We start from the raw sequence: 20176 nt of genomic DNA, 5'->3' as shown, positions 1-20176 counted from the left end.
TCACGGAAAACCATGCCTCAAATCGTTGTGCTGCCTCATGTCGAACTTTGCCCGGACGGCGCGGTGATCGACGCCGATGTCGGCAAGAGCATCTGCGACAACCTGCTGGAACACGGAATCGAGATCGAGCACGCGTGCGAGAAGTCGTGCGCGTGCACGACCTGTCACGTCATCATCCGCGAGGGCTTCAACGCGCTCGAACCGTCCAGCGAGGACGAAGACGATCTGCTCGACAAAGCCTGGGGTCTCGAGCCGACATCGCGGTTATCATGTCAGGCGATGATGCCCGCCGAGGACGATCTGGTGGTCGAGATTCCCCGGTACTCCATCAATCACGCCAAAGAAAATCACTGACAGGAGGCTCGCTCATGAAGTGGACAGATACTCAGGAGATCGCGATGGCCCTGACCGACGCGCACCAGGATGTCGATCCGCAATATGTGCGTTTCACGGACCTGCATCGCTGGGTGACCGAGCTGGAAGGTTTCGACGACGACCCGCAGAAATCGAACGAGAAGATTCTCGAAGCCATTCAGGCGGCGTGGATCGAAGACGCGGACTACTGAGTCCGTCTCTCGCTGATTGTTGAACGACGGCGGCGCTCGCAGGAGCGTCGCCGTTTTCGTTTATACAAGTCGCGCCGAATCTTGACAGAACTTGACGCCGCGCGCGTTGTTGCGCGCGCATCGGCCCCTTAAAATCCCGCCCTCTGCGTGCCGGCAAACGATGCCGGCCGTCACCATAACGTCCGGACACCGTCGCTGCTTGCGGTTCGATCCTTTGCATTGCAAACGAATGTCACGACGACCGCGCCGCGGCGGCGCGTTCGTCAGCGCCTGCGCGCGTCCAGAAGGCGTTCATTCGAGGAGAAGTACATGGGGAAACTCGGCCTGTCGCGTCGCGGTTTTCTGAAGGCGGGGGCGCTCGCGGGCGTATCCGTGTTCATCGCGCCTTTGGGCAGCCGCGCGTTCGCCGCGCTGTTCGAAGAGCGCATTCTGACGCCCGTTCAATGGCATGCGACGAGCGGCTATCCGAAGTTCCGCATCGACGGCATCGCGAAAGTCACGGGCGACAAAGTCTTCGCACGCGATATCCGCGCGAAGGACATGCCGCATTGGCCGCAGGAGCAATCGCATGCGCTGATCCTGCGCACGACGCTCGCGGATCGCCTCTACGAAGGCATCGACCTTTCGATCCTCGACGGCGGGCTCGCGCCCGATCGCGTCGTGACGGCGGATGACCTCGCGCGCGACAAGCTCGCGTTTCCCGCCTTTTACGGCGACGACATGCTGCTGCCCGCCGGCAAGACCCCCGCGTATCTCGGCCAGGCGGTCGCCATCCTGATTTATCACGACTTCGCGCGCTTCCGTCTCGCGAAGGACAAACTTCAGTTCCGCGAAGGCGTCGTCCGCTATGGCGCGACGACGGGTTTCATCGAGCGCGATCCGTGGGCGTCGTTCCGCTTCGTGCGCGTGGGCGGCAAGACGCCGTTCGACGACGACGCGTTCTCCAGCCTGAAAGACTCGCCGCTTTTCCCGCACATGCTGAAAAAGCGCGAGCCCGTCTGGGCCGACGCCAACGAACACGGCAAGCTCGACGAGCAGGGCATGTTCCACGCGCAGGCCATCGCGAACGCGCTGGATCATCCGCCGGGAGAATGGCTCGTCGTGGATCGCGAATACAAGACGCAATCCGTCGATACCGCCGCGCTCGAACCCGACAACGTGAACTGCTGGTACGACGCGGCAACGCAGTCGCTGCACATGGTCGTGCCGACGCAAGGGCCGTATGAAGTCGCGCAGAGCGCGCTGGAGATGGCGACGAAATCGCGCTTCACGGTGAAGAACCTGTTCCTGCATCCGTGTTACACGGTCGGCTACGGCTCAAAGGATCACTTCAACGTGCCGTTCTACGGTCTCGTCGCGGCGATGTACGGTGACGGCCGCCCGGTGCGCCTCGCGTTCGACCGCTTCGAGCAGTTCCAGAGCTCGCTCAAGCGCCACGCGTTCGACATGCGTTATCGCATGGCGGTCGACAGGAAGACCGGCAAGATTCAGGCGTTCAAGGGCGAGTTCATCGCGAACGGCGGCGGACGCTGCAATTTCTCGCCGTCGGTGGCGATGGTCGGCGCGACCGCCGCGCAATCCATCTACTACATTCCGCAGAGCGACCTGACCGCGGTCGCCATCGCTTCGCGCGCCGTCGATGCGGGCTCGGCGCGCGGCTACGGCACGCTGCAAAGCATGGCGGCGACCGAAATGATGATCGACGACATCGCCGCGCAACTCGGCACGGACCCGATCGACCTGCGTCTAGCCAACGTCATGCGCACCGGCATGAAGAACACGCAAGGCGCGATTCCGGCAGGCGCCGTGCGCGCGGAAGACGTGCTGCGGCAGGCGAAGGCGCATCCGCTGTGGGCGGGGCGCGCGCAACGCAAGGCGGAGTACGAAGCCGCGCATCCGGGCATGCGCTATGGCGTTGGCTTCGCGTGCGTGCAGAAAGACTTCGGCACCGGCGCGGAGAGCGCGTTCGCCAAAGTCGAATTCAGCGCGGACGGACGCATCGCGCTCTCGCACTCGGGCGCGGAGATCGGCACGGGATCATCCACGGCGCAGGCGCTCGTCGTCGCAAAGTGGCTCGGCAAGCCCGCCGCCGAGGTCCACATGGCCGTCACCGACTGGGCGGATCTGCCCGTCGTCACGAGCGGCGATCCGTACCTCATGTCGCAGGCCGAGCAGGACAGGCTGAGCGCGAATCCGCGCTGGTCGCCCGCGTACATGTCGCCGGCGAGCGCGACGAATTCTGCGTACTACTTCTCGCACGCGACGCGCGAGGCGGCGCGCGTGCTGTTCCGCCACGGCCTCTGGCCCGCCGCGATGGCGATCTGGGGCCAAGGCATCGGCGGCGGTCAGGCGGCATCGTTCGTCGTGCGAATAGAAGACGCGCGCTGGAGAGACGGCAAGCTGTCCGCCGACGGCCTCGAGCCGATTCCGTTCGACGTCCTCGCGAAGAAGGCGCACGAACTCGGACTCGCGACCGGCGCGGTCGTGCACACGTTCAACCGCTGGCAGTGGAGCGAAGCGCAGTTCGACATTGCAGGCACGGCCGATCAGTTGCCGCTCGACGGCTTGTCGGTGCGCTTCGGCAGCGGTGCCGCCGATAAAGGCAAGGCGACCGCCAACGGGTATCACGTGCTCGACCGCACGCGCGTGATGATTCCGCCGGTGCAGCGCAATAACGCGATGGTCACGTACTACAGCGCGGTGGGCACGCTCGTCGAACTGGCCGTGAACGAGGCGAGCGGCAAGGTCGAACTGCTGTCGCATCACTCGATTCTCGAATGCGGCAATCCGATCGCGCCGCAACTCGTCTCGGGGCAGTTGCAGGGCGGCCTCGCGATGGGCATCGGGCACGCGCTGCACGAGTATCTGCCGCTCTACGAAGACGGCCCCGGCAACGGCACGTGGAACTTCAACCGCTACCGGCTGCCGCTCGCGAGCGATGTCGCCGTGTGGAATCAGACCAGCGACGTGCTGTCGCCGCTCAGTGAGACCGATCCGCCGAAGGGCATCGCCGAAGTGGTGATGATTCCGGTGGTCGGGGCCATCGTCAACGCGATCGCGCACGCGATCGGCCATCGCTTCACCGACCTGCCGGTGACGCCGCAAAACATTCAGGAGGTGCTCGCATGACGGCCATCCCATCCGCCGCGGGCGTCGACATGCGCTCGCTCTCGATGACGATCAACGGCAACAAGGTCGGCCCGATGCCGGTGCCGTCCGGTTTGCCGATGATCGACTTTCTGCACGAATACGCCGGTCTCACGGGCTCGCGGCTGGGCTGCGGGCAGGGCGTGTGCCATGCGTGCGTGGTGATCGTCGATCACGCGGACGGCACGAGCGAGGAAGTGCGCACGTGCATCAACGGCGCGCACTTCTTCGACGGCAAGACGGTGCGGACCATCGAAGGACACGCGAAGCGCAACGAACGCGGCGAGGTGGTCGAACTGTCGCCGGTGCAGCAGCAGTTCCTCGATCATTTCAGCTTCCAGTGCGGCTATTGCACGCCGGGTTTCGTCAACGCGACGACGGTGCTGCTCGAGCGGCTCAAGCGCGAGCCGATCGCGAAGGATCAGATCGAAGCGACGATCATGGCCGCGCTCAACGACCACATCTGCCGCTGCACGGGCTATGTGCGCTACTACGAAGCCGTGAAGGACCTCGTGCTCGCCACGCCCGGACTCGTGAAGGACGCCGCATGATGAAATCGATCATGACGCGTACCGTGCGCCGCTCGTTGATGCGTGTGCTTCCGTTTGCACTGTCCGCGCTCGCGCTGTCCGCGTGCCACAGCGATGGCGATGTGGCGCAGAAGGCCGCCGCTTCGCCGGAAGTCGTCGCTCGCGGACGCTACCTCGCGCAAGCGGCTGACTGCGCTGCCTGCCACACGGCCGAAGGCGGCGCGCCGTTCGCGGGCGGCGTGAAGCTGGAGTCGCAATTCGGCACGTTCTATGGCAGCAACATCACGCCCGATGCGAAGTACGGCATCGGCAAATGGACGTCCGACGCGTTCTACGCGGCACTGCACGACGGCAAGACGCCGCATGGCAAGCTGTATCCCGCGATGCCGTACACGTCGTACCGGCAGATGTCGCGCGAAGACAGCGACGCTATCTACGCTTACCTGATGGCGCAAAAGCCCGCCGCGGTGCCGAACGTCCAAGCGAGTCTGCGCTTTCCGTACAACATGCGTTTCGCGGTGCGGTTCTGGGACATGCTGTTTGTGAACGACGCGCTGCCCGATGCATCCGCAGGCCAATCGGCCGACTGGACGCGCGGCCGCTACCTTGCCAACGCGCTGGGGCACTGCGCGGAATGCCACACGCCGCGCGGCGCGTTCGGCCAGCTCGCGAACGCGAAGGCGCTGCAGGGCGGCGCGCTCGGACGCATCGCCGCGCCGGATATCACGCCGGCTGCATTGGCGGCGCGCGGCTGGACCGGCGCGGACTTGCAGGCGTACTTCTCGACGGGCGTCGCGCGGCAGGGTTCGGCATTCGGCGAAATGCATCGGGTCGTGTATCTGAGCACGCAGCATCTGAATCGCGATGACGCCCGCGCGCTCGCGACGTATCTGCTCGGTGACGCGCCCCCCGCGCCAGCGCCGGTCAAGCTGCAATCGGCCGACGCGGAACAACTCGCAGCCGGCCGCAACCTGTATCTCGATTCGTGCGCCGGCTGTCACGGACGCGAAGGCGAGGGCAAGCCGCACGTCGCTGTCGCGATGACGGACAACTCGACGCTGCGCCAGGGCGACGCGCGCAACCTGATCGTATCGATGCTCGACGGCATCGAAACGCAGCCGTTCGCGGGCGTCGAACGCATGCAGCCGATGCCAGGCTTCGCCGCGACCTACAGCGACGAGCAGATCGCGCAGTTGGCCAACTACTTGCGGGCGACATGGGGCGGCCAGCCCGGCGATGTCACCGCCGACAAGGTGAAGTCGCTGCGCTGATGCGCGAAGGCCACGCATTGCGTGGCCTTCGTCTTTTCTGGTGCCGTCAAACGCGCATGCCGCGCTCGGCCAGTTGCCGCTGCAACGTCGGCCACATCTTCGACACCGCTTCTTCGCCCGCAAGGATCGCGGCGTTGCGCTGACTGAAGTCGCTGCTGCTCATCGCGTTCAGATTCGGGCGGATGACCGCGTTCGCGTATTTGTCCAGCTCGTAAGCCTTGATCGACTGGCCCATGATGGTGAACGTCTGCATCAGCACGTCGAACGAACTCTGCGTGAGCGCCGTTTCCGGCCGCGCGGAGATATCGACCGCGATCACGAAATCCGCGCCCATCTTGTGCGCGAACGCGGCGGGCACCGGGCTCACCAGTCCGCCATCGACATATTCGTGGTCACCGATCTTCACCGGCTCGAAGATCGACGGCACGCTGCACGACGCCCGCACGGCCACGCCGGTATTGCCGCGCTGGAAGAGAATCGGCTGGCCGGTTTTGAGGTCGGTGGCGACGATGCCGAGCGGCTTCGCCATCTTTTCGATCGGCCGGTTGTCGAGCGTCTTGTTCAGGAAGTTCTGCAGCGCCACGCCTTGCAGGATGCCGCGCGCGCGAAAGGGCATCGCCCAGTCGCTGATGGAGGCTTCGTCCATCGTCAGCGCCAGTTTGTTCATCGCGATGCCGGTCATGCCGGACGCGTACAACGCCGCGATCACCGAACCCGCGCTCGTGCCCGCGACCAGATCGACGCGGACGTTGCGCGCTTCGAGCGCCTTGATGACGCCGATATGCGCAAACCCGCGCGCCGCGCCGCCGCCGAGCGCGAGGCCGATTCGCGCGGCGCGTTGCGGGTCCGGGGCCGGCGTATTCGCGACCGGCGCGCTCTTGCCGCCGAGGCGGCCGCCGCTCGTGCTCGTGCAGGCCGCAAGAACGGACGACGCCGCCGCGAGCGAGAATGCACGGCGGGAAATGAGACGTGACGATGATTCCAAGTGAGACTCCAGCGATGCGGCGAGTGTGCGATTGCATGCGCGTTTCGGGTGCTCGCAAAACGGCGCGCACATCATAAAACAAAAGGCGCCGGCTCAGGCGCGAGGCGGGCGGCGGGTATAATTTCGGGTCATTGAGCCGGTGCCGGACGCGCGTGCCCGACGTGCCCGACGTGCGTGCATCCCGGCCGGCAACCGCTTTCGTGCAAGAGCCAACGGCGCTTTCACGCGCCGCCCGTTCGCCTCTTCGCTCTCTCGCTCGGCCGCTTCTTTCCGCCGGGCGAGCGCAAACATTCGAGTACATCGAGAAAACAGCAATGACCCAAGTCCGTACCCGCTTCGCCCCGAGCCCGACCGGCTTCATCCATCTCGGCAACATCCGCTCCGCGCTCTATCCGTGGGCGTTCGCGCGCAAGATGAAAGGGACCTTCGTGCTGCGTATCGAGGATACGGACGTCGAACGTTCGACGGAGGCGTCCGTCGACGCGATTCTCGAAGGCATGGCGTGGCTCGGCCTCGATTTCGACGAAGGCCCGTTCTATCAGATGCAACGCATGGACCGTTATCGCGAGGTCGTCGGCCAGATGCTGGAGAAGGGTCTCGCCTACCACTGCTATATGTCGACGGAAGAACTCGACGCGTTGCGCGAGCGTCAGCGCGCCGCCGGCGAAAAGCCGCGGTACGACGGCACGTGGCGTCCGGAACCGGGCAAGACGCTGCCGCCGATTCCGGAAGGCGTGAAGCCGGTGGTGCGCTTTCGCAATCCGCTGACGGGCGTGGTCGCGTGGGACGACGCGGTGAAGGGGCGAATCGAGATATCGAACGAAGAGCTCGACGACCTCGTGATCGCGCGCCCCGACGGCACGCCGACGTACAACTTCTGCGTGGTCGTCGACGATCTCGACATGGAGATCACGCACGTGATCCGCGGCGATGACCACGTGAACAACACGCCGCGCCAGATCAACATCCTGCGCGCGCTCGGCGGCGAGACGCCGGTTTATGCGCATCTGCCGACCGTGCTGAACGAGCAGGGCGAAAAGATGAGCAAGCGTCACGGCGCGATGGCCGTGATGGGTTACCGCGATGCCGGGTACTTGCCGGAGGCGGTCGTCAACTATCTGGCGCGGCTCGGCTGGTCGCACGGCGATGCGGAGATTTTCTCGCGCGAGCAGTTCATCGAATGGTTCGACCTGGAGCATCTCGGCAAGTCGCCCGCGCAATACGACCACGACAAGCTCAATTGGCTGAACGCGCACTACATCAAGGAAGCGGACAACGCGCGGCTCGCCGGGCTGACGCGGCCGTTCCTGCTGCAAGCCGGGATCGACGCCGCGGCAATCGACAACGGCGCGCCGCTCGATCAGGTCGTCGGGCTGCTGAAGGATCGCGCGTCGACGGTGAAGGACATCGCCGACAACGCCGCGATGTTCTATCGCGAGCCCACGATCGAAGCCGACGCGTTCGCGCAGCATGTGACCGACGCCGTGCGGCCGGCCATCGCGGACCTGCGCGCGGCGCTCGAACAAGCCGAGTGGACCAAGGAGGGCATCTCGGCGGCATTGAAGGCGACGCTCGGCGCGCACAAGCTCAAGATGCCGCAACTCGCGATGCCGGTGCGCCTGCTCGTCGCGGGCACGACGCATACGCCGTCCATCGACATCGTGCTGATGCTGTTCGGCCGCGACACGGTGCTGCGTCGTCTGGCGCGCGCGGCCGCTTGAGCATGGACGCGCGCAAGACGGCCGAATATGTCTTGCGCGCGTTCGCGAAGGTGATAAGTGAAAAAATTGTCAGTTCTATCGCCAGAAGGTATTTACAACTTAAAAAGCGGCCTATAGAATCTCGTTTCTGTTCTGCAAGGGGGTATAGCTCAGCTGGGAGAGCGCTTGCATGGCATGCAAGAGGTCAGCGGTTCGATCCCGCTTACCTCCACCAAGAACAGATGAAGTGATTGCGAAGTTGTTCTCCGGTTTCGGAAGTCGCAAAAAATACTTCACAAGTAACGCGAAGTTGTTTAGAATCTCGGTCTTCGCTGATTTGCAGCAGTAAATTAGCGAAGCAAGCGGTAACGACAGAATCACAAGTTTCTGTCCCCTTCGTCTAGAGGCCTAGGACATCACCCTTTCACGGTGAGTACAGGGGTTCGAATCCCCTAGGGGACGCCAGAATTCAGGCGGCTGCTAGAAAATGCGCTGTCGGTTTTATGAGGTGACTAGAGCCTCGTGGAACAAGGAAAGAGCTGGAGCGGTAGTTCAGTTGGTTAGAATACCGGCCTGTCACGCCGGGGGTCGCGGGTTCGAGCCCCGTCCGCTCCGCCAACATTTTGCGAGCAGGAAATACTCCGGCTGATCAGCCGGTTTTTTTTCGCCGCAGGATTGCAAGAAGTACGTTGTCCCCTTCGTCTAGAGGCCTAGGACATCACCCTTTCACGGTGAGTACAGGGGTTCGAATCCCCTAGGGGACGCCAGAACATCGGCGGCTGCTAGTAGAAAGCGCTGCACATTTTTCGAGGCTTGGTCTTCGAGAAACGATGAAAAAGTTGGAGCGGTAGTTCAGTTGGTTAGAATACCGGCCTGTCACGCCGGGGGTCGCGGGTTCGAGTCCCGTCCGCTCCGCCAGCTTGTTGTGAAAAAATCCAGCCTTCGGGCTGGATTTTTTTTGCCTGCTTTTCGCCTCGCCGATTCGCTCTTCTCACCGGCATCGCATTTTCCATTGCCAGCAGGCGCGCGCTGTCTTAGTGTGGAGGCACTGTCCCGTGCCTGCATGCGTGCGATGCTCGACCCGACCGAAGACCTCTCGCTCTACCAACTCCGCCAGGCGACGATGGCCGATTTCGCCTTCGCCGAGGCCCTCACGCACGACAACATGGTCGGTTATTACCGGCGCCACAATCTTGTCTGGCGCGGCGACTTGTTTCTTTCGAGCTGGCGCGAGTCGGAGAACTTCATCCTGCAGGCGGACGGCGTACCCATCGGCGTCATGCGCGTGACCGAAGAAGACAACTCGCTGCATATACGCGATGTGCAAATCGCGCCGGGCTACCGGGGACGAGGCGCGGGCACGTTTCTGCTGAACACGGCGCATCGCTGGGCCCGGGCCCGTGGGCTGGCGGAATGCCAACTGCGCGTTTTCGTCGACAACCCGGCGGCGCGTCTTTATATGCGGCTCGGATATCGTCCGGCCGGCCCCAGGCTGGCCCAGCTCGGCGCCATTCGACATATGGTCCGGCGCGTCTGAGCCGACGCAGCGCGCAGCATTAGACAGCGCGCGTGTCGTTCTGATCGCGCTCGTCGCTGGCGTCGCGGGCGAAGAACGCACGCGGACTCTCGCCGAAGGCACGTCGAAACATCGCCGAAAACGCGCTCTGGCTCTGATACCCCAGCTCACGCGCGACCTGCGCCAGCGGCCGGCCCTGACTCAGCAATGGAATGGCGCGCGCCAGCACCGCCTGCTGGCGCCACTGCGAGAAGCTCACGCCGAGTTCGCGTCGGAACAGGCGTGCGATGGTGCGCGTGCTCGCGCCGGCTTCCGACGACCAGCGTTCGAGATCGGAATGCGAAGGGTCCGCGAGCACCGCGTCGCAGAGCGCGCGCAGGCGCTTCTCGTTCGGCATCGGCACGGAGAGCGGCAGCGGCTGCGACCGGATGATCTCGTCCAGTGCAAGCGTGCCGAGCAGGCGCTCGCGCTCACGCGTGATCGACGCTTCGTCCAGCGCCGCGATCACCTCGCGCAACAATGGCGACACCTCCACTACGCGGCACGCCCCAAGTCCCGCCGGCACGACGCTCGCGTCCACATAGAGCGTGCGCAGATACGCATCTTCCACGATCAGCACTTCGTGCGTGACGTTCGGCGGCACCCAGATCGCGCGCGAGGGCGGCACCATCCACGTCGAATCGGCGGTTGCCACGCGCAGCACGCCCCGCGACGTGTAGGCGACTTGCGCCCACGGATGCGTATGCAGCGCGATCCGCACGCCATAAGGCACCGGGCGCGAGCGAACGCGGATCGGATGGTCGAGCGTCGGCGAGTGCTCGACGGGAATGTCGAGGTGTTCGACCTGCTCGAACGGCGGGCGGGGATCGGCGAACGTGGGCATGGCGGCTCGTCGGGCGGCCTGGCTGGCCGCGATCCGCCGATCTTAACCGAAGCGAGCCGGCAGTCCGTCCGCGCAATTTTGGGCGGCGATAATGCGTACCTCGGCGACTAGCGGAAGGAGCGATTTCTTCGATGCAATACGTTTTCGTGTACGGCACGCTGCGCGCGGGCGAGATCAATGACATTAATCGCGCGGCCGAGCGCAGCGGGATCGCGGCGCCGCAATGGATCGGCACGGCGCACGTGCGTGGACGGCTTTACGATTTCGGCGCTTATCCCGGCCTCGTTCTCGATGAGGAGGGCGGCACGCCGGTCAAAGGCGATGTATATCGCATCGAGGATGCGCTCGTCGCCGTGCTGGACGAGATCGAGGAAGTCTATCCGGGCGTCGAGGGACTTTTTCGCGCGCACCGGCTGCATGTGGATGTCGAACTGGATGGCGAGGCGACGCATGTCGATTGCCTCATCTATCCGGTAGCCGCGAGTGCGGTGCAGGAATTGCCGCGCATCGAGGGCGGCGATTGGGTGGCGCATCGCGCAGCACGCGCTTGAGCGCCTATATGACGGTTTCTCGCCGTCATCGCGTTCATGCACTGCGATGACGGCGCGGCGCGACCCGCCAGAAGCAGGCCGGCGACCGAGGGCCTTACTCGGCCGAATGGTGCATCGACTTGCCGTGCGACTTCTTGTGATGACCCGACTTGTGCATCGTGTTCGATTGATCCATCTGCATGTTTTGCATGCTGGACTGCTGCGATTGCAGATTCTGCGCGCGCGATTCGATGTCCGCGATCCGTGCGGGGTCGGTGCTCATCGTCACGCCTTGTTCGCTCTGCGCGTACGCCGATGCGACCGCGCTCAGGGACAACAAAACAGCCAGGGACACTTTCTTCATTGTTACCTCCTAGTAGCAGTTGAACCCGGGAATCGCCTGTCCGATCCGGTTGGAAAGACAGATACATCAGAGCAAAAATCGCTCCCGCCTGGCCTTGGCGCGCATCCGTAACGGGATGCCTACGGGAACGAGCCTCCGCCTGACTGCGCCCATCATAGGCCGAGATCAGGTCAGCGGCGTGTCGGACGACGATACCGGCCCGGCCTTGCCAGCCGGAGCGGAATGATACCGGCGCGTACAGGTACTTTCCAGTCCTGATTATTTTGATATAGAACCGTTCGGCGTCTTAGTACAGGTGCAGCCAGCGCCAGACGTGGAAACGCGCGAGACCCACCAGCTCGTGCAGCGCAAGCTCGCTGTTCTCGAGGCTTCTGTATCGCGGTAATACCGTCAGCCGATTCTCACGCACGTCCGAAACATAGGGCTGCGGTTCGTAGCCGAACGCTTCGAAGGCCCGGACCGAACGTCGCATGTGATACGCGGATGTGATGACGATCAACCCAGTGTCATGGGCGTTGCCTAAGATGGCGGCTACGTTCTGCGCGTTCTGGTACGTGTTGAGGCTCTTGTTCTCGCGCGTCAGATCGGCCGGTGCGACGCCCTGAGCCAGGACATACGGCGCGTAGTTGTCGGCCTCGGCCTGTCCGTGGTGCTGGGGATCGCCGCCGCTCAGAATGACGCGGCACGAAGCGCCTGTTTCCCGGCATTGCCGATACAGCCGCGCCGCCGCGGCGATGCGCGGCATCGAATCGCTTTTGGGCACCAGCTTGCCGTGACGCCGGTCGGTGCCGCCGCCCATCAGGACGATGGTGTTTTTCGGACCGAAAGAGGGCGGCATGGTGTCTTCGTAACCCCGCTGCGCGATGTGCAGCAGCGGTCTAGCGAGCCAGCCGCTCCCGAGGCCCCAGGCGAGCAGAACGGTGAGGATGATAATCGCCGCACGAAGGCGCTTGCAAAACGCAAACAATGCAAAAAAAAGCAGCAATAAAGTAAATAGAACCAATTTAATTGGAGTAACGTATTGGTTTCAGGGCAATTTGCTCCGTCATCGCGTGGTCAGAGCGCATCGGCGGTTGTCGCAGGAAAGCGCGTGATCAGCGCGCTCTCAACGGGGGCTTTTAATAGAAAGCAGCACCTAGCGCAAGCGGCGGCCAAACATTCAGGCAGCGAACGCTTAAATCGTTCGCTGGCGTGAAATTCGGCGCGCCGCGTTTAGTCGACGTCGCGGACCGTCTTGCGACCGTCACGAGCGTCGTCACGGCTGCACAGGAAGAAAAAACGAGATGACCACGTATTCCAACGAAGCGGTACTCGAAGCACTTCGCCGGGCGCAGTATCGTCAAGTTCCGTGGGCGAAACGCCCCAAGGGTTTCGACCACCTTCGCGCCCTCGGGCTACTCGAGCTCGCGCGGCAACGCACCGTCGCGCCAGCGCCGGGATTTCATGCACCCGTGGATATCGCCGTCGTCACCGAGCGCGGAAAACAGGAATTCACGCGGCTCTCGCGCGATGAGCGTTCCATCGACTGGGATTTGCGTCGCACGGAACCGTACATCTTCGGTGGCCACGAAGCGGTGCTCGAAGCCAGAATGTGACGCGACGGCGGAAAGCGGTAGTTGAAGTCCGGGCAAAAAAAAGCCCGTGTCCGAGGACACGGGCAGACCGGATTCCACTGTTGCCATGCTGTGCTCATGGCATTGGGTGTGACTGCCGCCGATTCAGCGGGTTCCGCCTGAATCAAGACTCGTTGCCCGAAGATTCAGTGATGCGGCGAGCGTTCGTCGCGGTCGTTGTCCGGCCGAGCGCGCGCGTTGCTTGCAATGTCGCCGCGCAGATCGCCGCGCGGCGCAGGCGGCGTCGCGGCGCGAGCGCGCGCAACGTCAGGCGATGCGGGCGCCGCCGTCTTCGCGGTGAGGTGCAGATCGGATGCAGGCGGCTGCGCGTGAGCAACGGTCGCCACGCCGGCGAGCCCCGCCAAGACGCCACGCACGAGCAGTAACGAAACCTTCATGAGAGTGTCCTGAAGCCCTGATCGGACCTGTTGGGTCACTCGTCACGCTAAGCCTCGATTCGTTGCGGCGCTGTAAGCAATCGTAAAGAGATGTATCGCGCAACGAACCGCGCGAGTTCGGCCTTGCAGCGCCCGAAAGTGATCGAAGCCGGCAGGACCGGCTTCGACGTGTGATGCAGTAGGCTTAGGCCATCTTGGCCGGCGCGCGCCACGATTCGGGATTGGTCCAGAACGCGCCGCGCAGTCGATCGCGGCTCGGCGGAGCGGGCGGCTTCACCGCGCTCGATCCGATACGCCCGCGCAGCGACACCTCGCGGCCGTTGCTCGACAGACGCTTCACGATTTCCGCGAGCGTGCCGTCGGCTTGCCATTCGTCGAAACGACGGCGGCAGGTGGGCGGCGAGGGATAACGGCCCGGCAGCTTCGACCAGCCTTCGCCCGTCGATAACACCCACAGCACGGCATTGACAACCGATCGCGCTTCGACGCGCGGCCGGCCGCGCCGCTCGCTGCGCGCGGGCTCCGAACAGAACAACGCCTCAACCAGCGCCCACTCGTTATCTCTCAAATCGTCGAACAGCACCATATCTCACCTCAGCGAAGCTAACCCCGGTGCGCTGCCCCGCGCCGCGCACTCTGGTCGAATCCGATGAACGAATCCAGGGAAGGCCGAAGCGGCTGCGGCAAACCAGTTTCCGATACGTCCGCTGTGCTTCGACCTCTGTGCGCAATGAAATGCGAGAACCATGCCATGCACGTCGCGAAATCCGGGAAACCCGCATGGCAGTAGGCTGACGCGATGCCAGCATGGCCCGTATCAGACCCGAATCCGATTGATTAAGAAATCGGGACAATCACCAATCCTGTGCAGGAGGCCCTCCCGGCGTGCGTTCCGGGCGGTTTGCTGCACCGCAGCGAAACCGTCGCGATGGCCTATAATTCCGCATGAGACCAAGCTTTTCATGAATCGCCGGAATGAACGCCTCCCTGAACGTGACGTTGCGCCAACTGCGCGTCTTTATTGAAGTGTCGCGGCTGCGCAGCTTCAGCCGCGCCGGGGCCGAGATCGGCTTGACGCAGTCAGCGGTGAGCCGCTCGGTGCGCGAGTTGGAAAGCGAAATCGGACTGAAGCTCATCGACCGGACCACGCGGGAAGTGCAACTGACCGATGTCGGCGTGGGTCTCGTCGGCACGGTGTCGCGCCTGCTCGCCGATCTGGACGAAGCCCTGCGCGAAGCGCGCGATCTGGGGCAGCAGCGTCGCGGGCGGGTGATCGTGGCGGCGAGCCCCACGATCGCGTGCCGGCTGATGCCGCGCGTGATCGCGTCGTGCTCGCGGCAGTTTCCGCTCGTCACGCTCAGCCTGCGGGACGACGTCCAGTCCGACGTGCTCCGAAAAGTGAAGTCGGGCGAAGTGGATTTCGGCGTCGTGATCGGCCCGTCTTCCGCCGACGATCTGCTCGGCGAAGCGGTGATGACCGATTCGTTCTGCCTCGTCGCGCGGCGCGATCATCCTCTCGCGCACGAACGCGCCGCGCCCTGGGAGGCGCTCGCGGGCGAGCGGCTCGTCATGCTGGACTACGCATCGGGCAGCCGCCCGATCATCGATGCCGTCATGCAGCAGCACGGTGTCGAAGCGCACGTGGTGCAGGAGCTCGGTCATTCGGCGACCGTCTTCGGGCTGGTGGAGGCGGGCGTCGGCGTGAGCGTGTTGCCGTGGCTCGCGCTGCCGTTGCCGGCGGATTCGTCGCTCGTCGCGCTGCCGCTCGAACCGCGGGCCGAACGCACGGTGGAACTGGTGCGGCGGCGCGACCGCTCGCTGTCGCCGGCGGCGCAGTCGGTGTGGTCGCTGATCGCGGGGCTGCCGCGACGCGCCGAAGAACTGTGAAGGCCGCGCGCTTTTTAACGCGCTCGCGTTAGACTTCTTCCTTTTCGACGGAGCGGGCGATGAGTGAATCGGAAGGCGCGGTAATCGCTGAATTGGGCGGCTTGACGGCGCAGACGCACGCGGGCGGCGCGCCGAACGCGCGCGACGCCGTGCGGGCGTTGCGTCCCTCGCAGATTCGCGAAGTCGCGAATGCCGGCTTCGGCGTGCCGGACGTGCTGCCGTTCTGGTTCGGCGAGTCGGACCGGGTCACGCCCGAGTTCATTCGCGATGCGGCAAGCCGCGCGCTCACCGACGGCGCGACGTTCTACACGCACAATCTCGGTATCGCGCCGCTGCGCGAGGCGCTCGGCCGCTACGTCAGCGCGCTGCACGGCCCGACGCCCGCCGATCACATCGCGGTGACGAGCGCGGGCGTGAACGCGCTGATGCTGGCCGCGCAACTCGTTGCTGGCGCGGGCGACCGCGTGGTCGCCGTGACGCCGCTGTGGCCGAACCTCGTCGAGATTCCGAAGATTCTCGGCGCGACGGTCGAAACGGTCTCGCTGACCTACGGCGAGCGCGGATGGACGCTCGATCTCGACCGGCTGCTCGCCGCGCTCACGCCGTCCACGCGCATGCTGATGATCAACTCGCCGAACAACCCGACCGGCTGGACGATGACGCGCGAGGAGCAGCGCATCGTGCTCGACCATTGCCGGCGTCACGGCATCTGGATCGTGGCGGACGAGGTCTACGAGCGTCTGTATTACGGTCCGGGCGCGAACGTGGCGCCGTCCTTCCTCGATCTCGCGGATCGCGACGAGCGCGTGATCGCGGTCAATTCGTTCTCGAAGGCGTGGCTCATGACCGGCTGGCGGCTCGGCTGGCTCGTCGCGCCGGCGCGCCTGATGGACGACCTCGGCAAGCTCGTGGAATACAACACGTCGTGCGCGCCGTCGTTCGTGCAGCAGGCGGGCATCGTCGCGGTGGAACAGGGCGAGCCGTTCACGCAATCGCTCGTCGCGGACCTGCGTGCGAGCCGCGATCACCTGGTGAACGCGCTTCAGAGTATCGAAGGTGTCGACGTGCGCGCCCCGGACGGTGCGATGTACCTGTTCTTCTCGCTGCCGGGCGCCGAGCGCAGCCTCGAACTCTGCAAGGCGCTGGTGAAAGAGGCCGGGCTCGGGCTCGCGCCAGGCAGCGCATTCGGCGCGGAAGGCGAAGGCTTCGTGCGCTGGTGCTACGCCTGCGATTCCGCGCGCCTCGACGTGGGCGTCGAACGCCTGCGGCGCTTTTTGTCAGCGCGCGGTGCGAAGTGAGGGGCTAAGTGAGTCGAGCGGGGCGTTAATCGATCACCTTTACGCCCCGGTTCTTTTTGCGTAATATGGCGCTCAGTCACGCGCTTTCGCCAGGAAAGCGCCACCTCGTCCGGCTGGGATGGCCCGGCGATTCGCTCACCGATCGCCCATTTGACGCCTCTCCCCGGTGCGTGCTCCCAATCAATATGACCGATTACAATCGGGCGAGCGCGTCTTGAAACTCCGCGTCCAGCTTTATCGCGCGCACCGCTTCGGTGACGTTCGAACTCGCTCAGGCTCGTTTTGAACCGGATCATTGACCATTAAGGGTTGACCCAAGCTGCATGAATACCCAAGAGGCGAAAATCGTCCTCGAGACTGCTTTGATCTGCGCGCAGGAACCGCTGCGGGTGAGTGAATTGCGCAAGCTCTTCGCCGAGGACATTTCGGCCGATACGGTGCGCACGCTGCTCGAAGGACTACAGGCTGATTGGTCGGGGCGCGGCGTCGAGCTGGTGGCGCTTGCGTCGGGATGGCGCTTCCAGAGCAAGCCCGCCATGCGGACTTATCTCGACCGGCTCAATCCCGAAAAGCCGCCGAAATATTCGCGGGCGGTGCTCGAAACGCTCGCCATTATTGCTTATCGGCAGCCGGTCACGCGCGGCGATATCGAAGAGATTCGCGGCGTGACGGTGAATACGCAGGTGGTGAAGCAGCTGGAAGATCGCGGGTGGATCGAGGTCATCGGACATCGCGACGTCCCCGGCCGGCCCGCGCTGTACGCCACGACCAAGCAGTTTCTCGACGACCTCGGCCTGACCGCGCTCGACGAACTGCCGGCGCTGGACAATCCGTCGGCGCAGTTCGAGGCGTCGCTGCTCGCGCAGCATTCGATCGATTTTCCGGACGGCGCGGCCGCGCAGGCGTCTGCTGGCGAAACCGCAGTGGACGACACGACGGCCGTCGCGGCTCCGGCAGAAGCGAACGTCGCGAACGATGCGGCCGCGCAGGCGTCTGCTGGCGAAACCGCAGTGGACGACACGACGGCCGTCGCGGCTCCCGCAGAAGCGGACCTGGCGAACGATGCGCCCGAGGCCGCGATGCCTGCCGTCGCCGACACGCCGGACGCTTCGCCGAGTGAAGCATCGGAGGCCGGAACGCTTCGTGCGAGCGAAGACAAGGACGGGCCCGTGTTGACCGAGGTCCGCCTGATGCCCGCGACCGATGCTTCCGATTCAGAAGAAGCGCCTGCGTTGGCCGACGCAGGCGACGCTGGCACACATCGAGAACACGATGCGACCGACGCCCGCCTATCGAGCGGCGTCGAGCGGAACGACGCCGACCTGAACGACGGCGACTCCGACGAAGAACTGAAGGCGCGCCGCGCCTGATGCAATTGCATGGCCCCTGATTCAACCGGCTCTCGATAAAACATCACGTCGAAGACGACGAGCCGGACCGGTCAGCGGAAATTTTTGACGCGCCCGCCAAAGGGTGCGCATTCGACATTTGAGGTTGTTTTGACACACTCCCACGACAGCGATTCGCCCGAATCCGCGCGCCCCGTGCATGGCGCGGACGCCCATGAGTCGGCCGATGCCGGCGAACGCACGCGCACCGACGAGAGCGCGGACGGCGACGATCGTCCGCGCCGCGGCTTGCGCCGCGGTCCGCGCAGTCTGATCGCACGCCGCCGGGCTGTCGCCAAGACCAAGGGCGCGGATGGCGCGCCCGACGCCGCGACCGACGCGCCGCCGCCGGAGGGCGCCGCCGCCGCGCAGGCGCGCGCGCCGCGCAAGGAAGCGGGCGCGAAGGCGCCGCGAAAACCGGCAGCGAAGCGCGAGCCCAAGCGCGAGACGGCGGACGGCCAGCAAGACGCCGCGCGGCAAGGTGGCCGCAAGCGTGGGCGGCGCGACGAGGCAGAAGTCGCTGTGGAGGCGTCGGTCGAAGCCGCCGCATCCGCCCCACGCGAGGGCGGGCAGCGCAAGAATCCGCCGGGAAAGCGCGAACGGCAGCCGCGCAACGGCAAGCGCAACGATGCAGGCCCGGCGACGGTCGAGAGCGCGGCGGCCGCCGCCGTCGACGACGTCTTCGCGTACGTCACGTCCCCGGCATTCGACGCGGACAACGGCTCGGCCGGCGTGCGCGCGCCGATGCTGCGCCGTGGCCGCAACGCGCCCCAGCAAAAGCGCGTGCTGGAACCGGACGACGACGCCCCGAAGCTGCATAAAGTGCTGGCCGACGCCGGCATGGGCTCGCGTCGCGACATGGAGGAATTGATCATCGCCGGGCGCGTGTCGGTGAACGGCGAGCCCGCGCACATCGGCCAGCGCATCATGCCGACCGACCAGGTGCGCATCAACGGCAAGCCGCTCAAGCGCAAGCTCGCGAGCAAGCCGCCGCGCATCCTGCTGTATCACAAGCCGACGGGCGAGATCGTCAGTCACGCGGACCCCGAAGGCCGTCCGTCGGTGTTCGACAAGCTCCCGTCGATGAAGACGGCGAAGTGGCTCGCGGTCGGCCGGCTCGACTTCAATACGGAAGGGCTGCTGCTGCTCACGACCTCCGGCGATCTGGCGAACCGGTTCATGCACCCGCGTTACAGCGTCGAGCGTGAATATGCGGTGCGCGTCGTCGGTCAGTTGTCCGAGGCGATGAAGCAGAAGCTGCTCAAAGGCGTGGAGCTCGACGACGGCCCCGCCAACTTCCTGCGCATTCAGGACGGCGGCGGCGAAGGCACGAACCATTGGTATCACGTCGCGCTGGCGGAAGGCCGCAATCGCGAAGTGCGCCGCATGTTCGAGGCGGCGGGGCTCATGGTCAGCCGCCTCATCCGCACGCGCCACGGTCCGATCGCGTTGCCGCGCGGTCTCAAGCGCGGGCGCTGGGAAGAGCTGGAAGACAACCAGGTGCGCAGCCTGATGGCGGCGGTCGGCCTGAAGGCGCCGACGGCCGAGAAGGGCGGACGCAGCGCCGCGCCGCGCGTTCAGCCTGATCCGATGCAGACGTCGATGGGCTTCATCACGCGCGAGCCGGTCTTGAGTTCGCACTTGCGCGCGGCGCAGACGCCGGCGCGCGGCGGCCGGCGCGGCGGCGCGGGCGGGCTTCCCGGCGCGTTTGGCGCGAGCGGCATGGGCGGCATGGGCGGCTTCGGCGGCAACATGGGCAATACCGGCAACATGGGCAATACCGGCAACGCCGGCGGCCCGGGCCGACGAGGCGGCCGCGAGGCGAACGGCAACCGCATCGGCAATGAGCCGAATGGCAATCGCGCGAACGGCGGCCGCTCGGGGCAGCGCAATGCGCGCGGACAGGGTCCGCAAGGCATGAGCGGGCCGGCCAAGCGTCCGGCGGGCGGCAACGGCCCGCGCGGCAACCGTCAGGGCGGCGGGCAGCAAGGCGCGGGGCAAGGCAAGGCCGGCGCCGGACGCGGCCCGCGCAACCGCACGCGCGGACGTTGAACGCGCGTTGACGAGCAACTTCGGTCGGCCGCCGGTTCGCCTGCGGCC

General features: G+C 65.2%; 19 protein-coding genes and 5 tRNA genes. 18 read left to right on the top strand and 6 right to left on the bottom strand.

What is annotated here, in order from left to right:
• Positions 1–12: 12 nt before the first annotated feature.
• The 5 genes from fdx to JYK05_RS07650 all read left to right on the top strand — a co-directional run bounded on the left by fdx (position 13) and on the right by JYK05_RS07650 (position 5514).
• Complete coding sequence (gene fdx, locus JYK05_RS07670) at positions 13–354, top strand: ISC system 2Fe-2S type ferredoxin (protein WP_206466551.1); 342 nt, start codon at positions 13–15, stop codon at positions 352–354.
• Positions 355–368: 14 nt separating this feature from the next.
• Complete coding sequence (gene iscX / locus JYK05_RS07665; protein WP_175940519.1) at positions 369–566, top strand: Fe-S cluster assembly protein IscX; 198 nt, start codon at positions 369–371, stop codon at positions 564–566.
• Between the two features lie 309 nt (positions 567–875).
• Positions 876–3695 (top strand): xanthine dehydrogenase family protein molybdopterin-binding subunit, encoded by a 2820-nt coding sequence (locus JYK05_RS07660; RefSeq protein WP_206466550.1) that lies wholly within the window; start codon positions 876–878, stop codon positions 3693–3695.
• The gene (locus tag JYK05_RS07655) at positions 3692–4264 is read left to right on the top strand and encodes a (2Fe-2S)-binding protein (protein WP_206466549.1); all 573 of its coding nucleotides are present in this window, start codon (positions 3692–3694) and stop codon (positions 4262–4264) included. The genes JYK05_RS07660 and JYK05_RS07655 overlap by 4 nt, the downstream gene beginning before the upstream one ends.
• Positions 4264–5514, top strand: a complete 1251-nt coding sequence (locus JYK05_RS07650; RefSeq protein WP_371826420.1) for a c-type cytochrome — start codon at positions 4264–4266, stop codon at positions 5512–5514. Before JYK05_RS07655 ends, JYK05_RS07650 begins: the two co-directional genes overlap by 1 nt.
• A 46-nt stretch (positions 5515–5560) precedes the next feature.
• Here the strand turns inward: JYK05_RS07650 and JYK05_RS07645 are convergent, their stop codons facing one another.
• On the bottom strand, positions 5561–6499 hold the full coding sequence (locus tag JYK05_RS07645; RefSeq protein ID WP_241269776.1) for a patatin-like phospholipase family protein: 939 nt from the start codon (positions 6497–6499) through the stop codon (positions 5561–5563).
• A gap of 314 nt (positions 6500–6813) precedes the next feature.
• Between JYK05_RS07645 and gltX the strand changes: the two genes are divergently transcribed.
• The 7 genes from gltX to JYK05_RS07610 all read left to right on the top strand — a co-directional run bounded on the left by gltX (position 6814) and on the right by JYK05_RS07610 (position 9736).
• Complete coding sequence (gene gltX / locus JYK05_RS07640; RefSeq protein WP_206466547.1) at positions 6814–8220, top strand: glutamate--tRNA ligase; 1407 nt, start codon at positions 6814–6816, stop codon at positions 8218–8220.
• Positions 8221–8358: 138 nt separating this feature from the next.
• Positions 8359–8434: transfer RNA gene (locus JYK05_RS07635), tRNA-Ala, on the top strand.
• Between the two features lie 154 nt (positions 8435–8588).
• Positions 8589–8664, top strand: a tRNA-Glu gene (locus tag JYK05_RS07630).
• Between the two features lie 76 nt (positions 8665–8740).
• A tRNA-Asp gene (locus JYK05_RS07625) sits at positions 8741–8817 on the top strand.
• 73 nt (positions 8818–8890) lie between these two features.
• A tRNA-Glu gene (locus tag JYK05_RS07620) sits at positions 8891–8966 on the top strand.
• Positions 8967–9040: 74 nt separating this feature from the next.
• A tRNA-Asp gene (locus tag JYK05_RS07615) sits at positions 9041–9117 on the top strand.
• A gap of 7 nt (positions 9118–9124) precedes the next feature.
• Positions 9125–9736, top strand: coding sequence for a GNAT family N-acetyltransferase (locus JYK05_RS07610; RefSeq protein WP_206466546.1), 612 nt, complete (start codon positions 9125–9127; stop codon positions 9734–9736).
• Between the two features lie 19 nt (positions 9737–9755).
• Here JYK05_RS07610 and JYK05_RS07605 read toward each other — a convergent pair whose 3' ends face one another.
• Positions 9756–10598: a helix-turn-helix domain-containing protein gene (locus JYK05_RS07605; RefSeq protein WP_175940512.1), complete on the bottom strand. Its 843-nt coding sequence runs from the start codon at positions 10596–10598 to the stop codon at positions 9756–9758.
• A gap of 131 nt (positions 10599–10729) precedes the next feature.
• Here JYK05_RS07605 and JYK05_RS07600 point away from each other — a divergent pair, with 131 nt between their 5' ends.
• On the top strand, positions 10730–11149 hold the full coding sequence (locus tag JYK05_RS07600) for a gamma-glutamylcyclotransferase (protein ID WP_206466545.1): 420 nt from the start codon (positions 10730–10732) through the stop codon (positions 11147–11149).
• Positions 11150–11243: 94 nt separating this feature from the next.
• Here JYK05_RS07600 and JYK05_RS07595 read toward each other — a convergent pair whose 3' ends face one another.
• Both JYK05_RS07595 and JYK05_RS07590 read right to left on the bottom strand, forming a co-directional pair.
• The gene (locus tag JYK05_RS07595) at positions 11244–11492 is read right to left on the bottom strand and encodes a hypothetical protein (RefSeq protein WP_175940510.1); all 249 of its coding nucleotides are present in this window, start codon (positions 11490–11492) and stop codon (positions 11244–11246) included.
• Between the two features lie 286 nt (positions 11493–11778).
• The gene (locus tag JYK05_RS07590) at positions 11779–12495 is read right to left on the bottom strand and encodes a YdcF family protein (RefSeq protein WP_241269775.1); all 717 of its coding nucleotides are present in this window, start codon (positions 12493–12495) and stop codon (positions 11779–11781) included.
• A 280-nt stretch (positions 12496–12775) separates the two neighbouring features.
• On the opposite strand from JYK05_RS07590, the gene JYK05_RS07585 reads away from it, so the two are divergent.
• On the top strand, positions 12776–13087 hold the full coding sequence (locus JYK05_RS07585) for a hypothetical protein (protein ID WP_206466544.1): 312 nt from the start codon (positions 12776–12778) through the stop codon (positions 13085–13087).
• A gap of 164 nt (positions 13088–13251) precedes the next feature.
• On the opposite strand, the gene JYK05_RS07580 is transcribed toward JYK05_RS07585, so the two are convergent.
• Both JYK05_RS07580 and JYK05_RS07575 read right to left on the bottom strand, forming a co-directional pair.
• Entirely contained in the window at positions 13252–13503 is a 252-nt protein-coding gene (locus JYK05_RS07580; RefSeq protein WP_175940508.1) for a hypothetical protein, read from the bottom strand.
• Positions 13504–13687: 184 nt separating this feature from the next.
• The gene (locus tag JYK05_RS07575; RefSeq protein WP_035969202.1) at positions 13688–14089 is read right to left on the bottom strand and encodes a transposase; all 402 of its coding nucleotides are present in this window, start codon (positions 14087–14089) and stop codon (positions 13688–13690) included.
• 401 nt (positions 14090–14490) lie between these two features.
• Here JYK05_RS07575 and JYK05_RS07570 point away from each other — a divergent pair, with 401 nt between their 5' ends.
• The 4 genes from JYK05_RS07570 to rluB all read left to right on the top strand — a co-directional run bounded on the left by JYK05_RS07570 (position 14491) and on the right by rluB (position 20128).
• Positions 14491–15390, top strand: a complete 900-nt coding sequence (locus tag JYK05_RS07570; RefSeq protein WP_206468243.1) for a LysR family transcriptional regulator — start codon at positions 14491–14493, stop codon at positions 15388–15390.
• 59 nt (positions 15391–15449) lie between these two features.
• Positions 15450–16688: a pyridoxal phosphate-dependent aminotransferase gene (locus JYK05_RS07565; protein WP_206466543.1), complete on the top strand. Its 1239-nt coding sequence runs from the start codon at positions 15450–15452 to the stop codon at positions 16686–16688.
• 323 nt (positions 16689–17011) lie between these two features.
• Entirely contained in the window at positions 17012–18058 is a 1047-nt protein-coding gene (gene scpB, locus JYK05_RS07560; RefSeq protein WP_206466542.1) for an SMC-Scp complex subunit ScpB, read from the top strand.
• A 129-nt stretch (positions 18059–18187) separates the two neighbouring features.
• Entirely contained in the window at positions 18188–20128 is a 1941-nt protein-coding gene (rluB, locus tag JYK05_RS07555; RefSeq protein WP_206466541.1) for a 23S rRNA pseudouridine(2605) synthase RluB, read from the top strand.
• Positions 20129–20176: the final 48 nt, after the last annotated feature.

It is taken from the genome of Caballeronia sp. M1242, assembly GCF_017220215.1.
In the GTDB taxonomy this organism is placed as follows: Bacteria; Pseudomonadota; Gammaproteobacteria; order Burkholderiales; family Burkholderiaceae; genus Caballeronia.
Note: the sequence above shows the minus strand (reverse complement) of the source record. Positions and strands in the feature narration are given on the sequence as shown.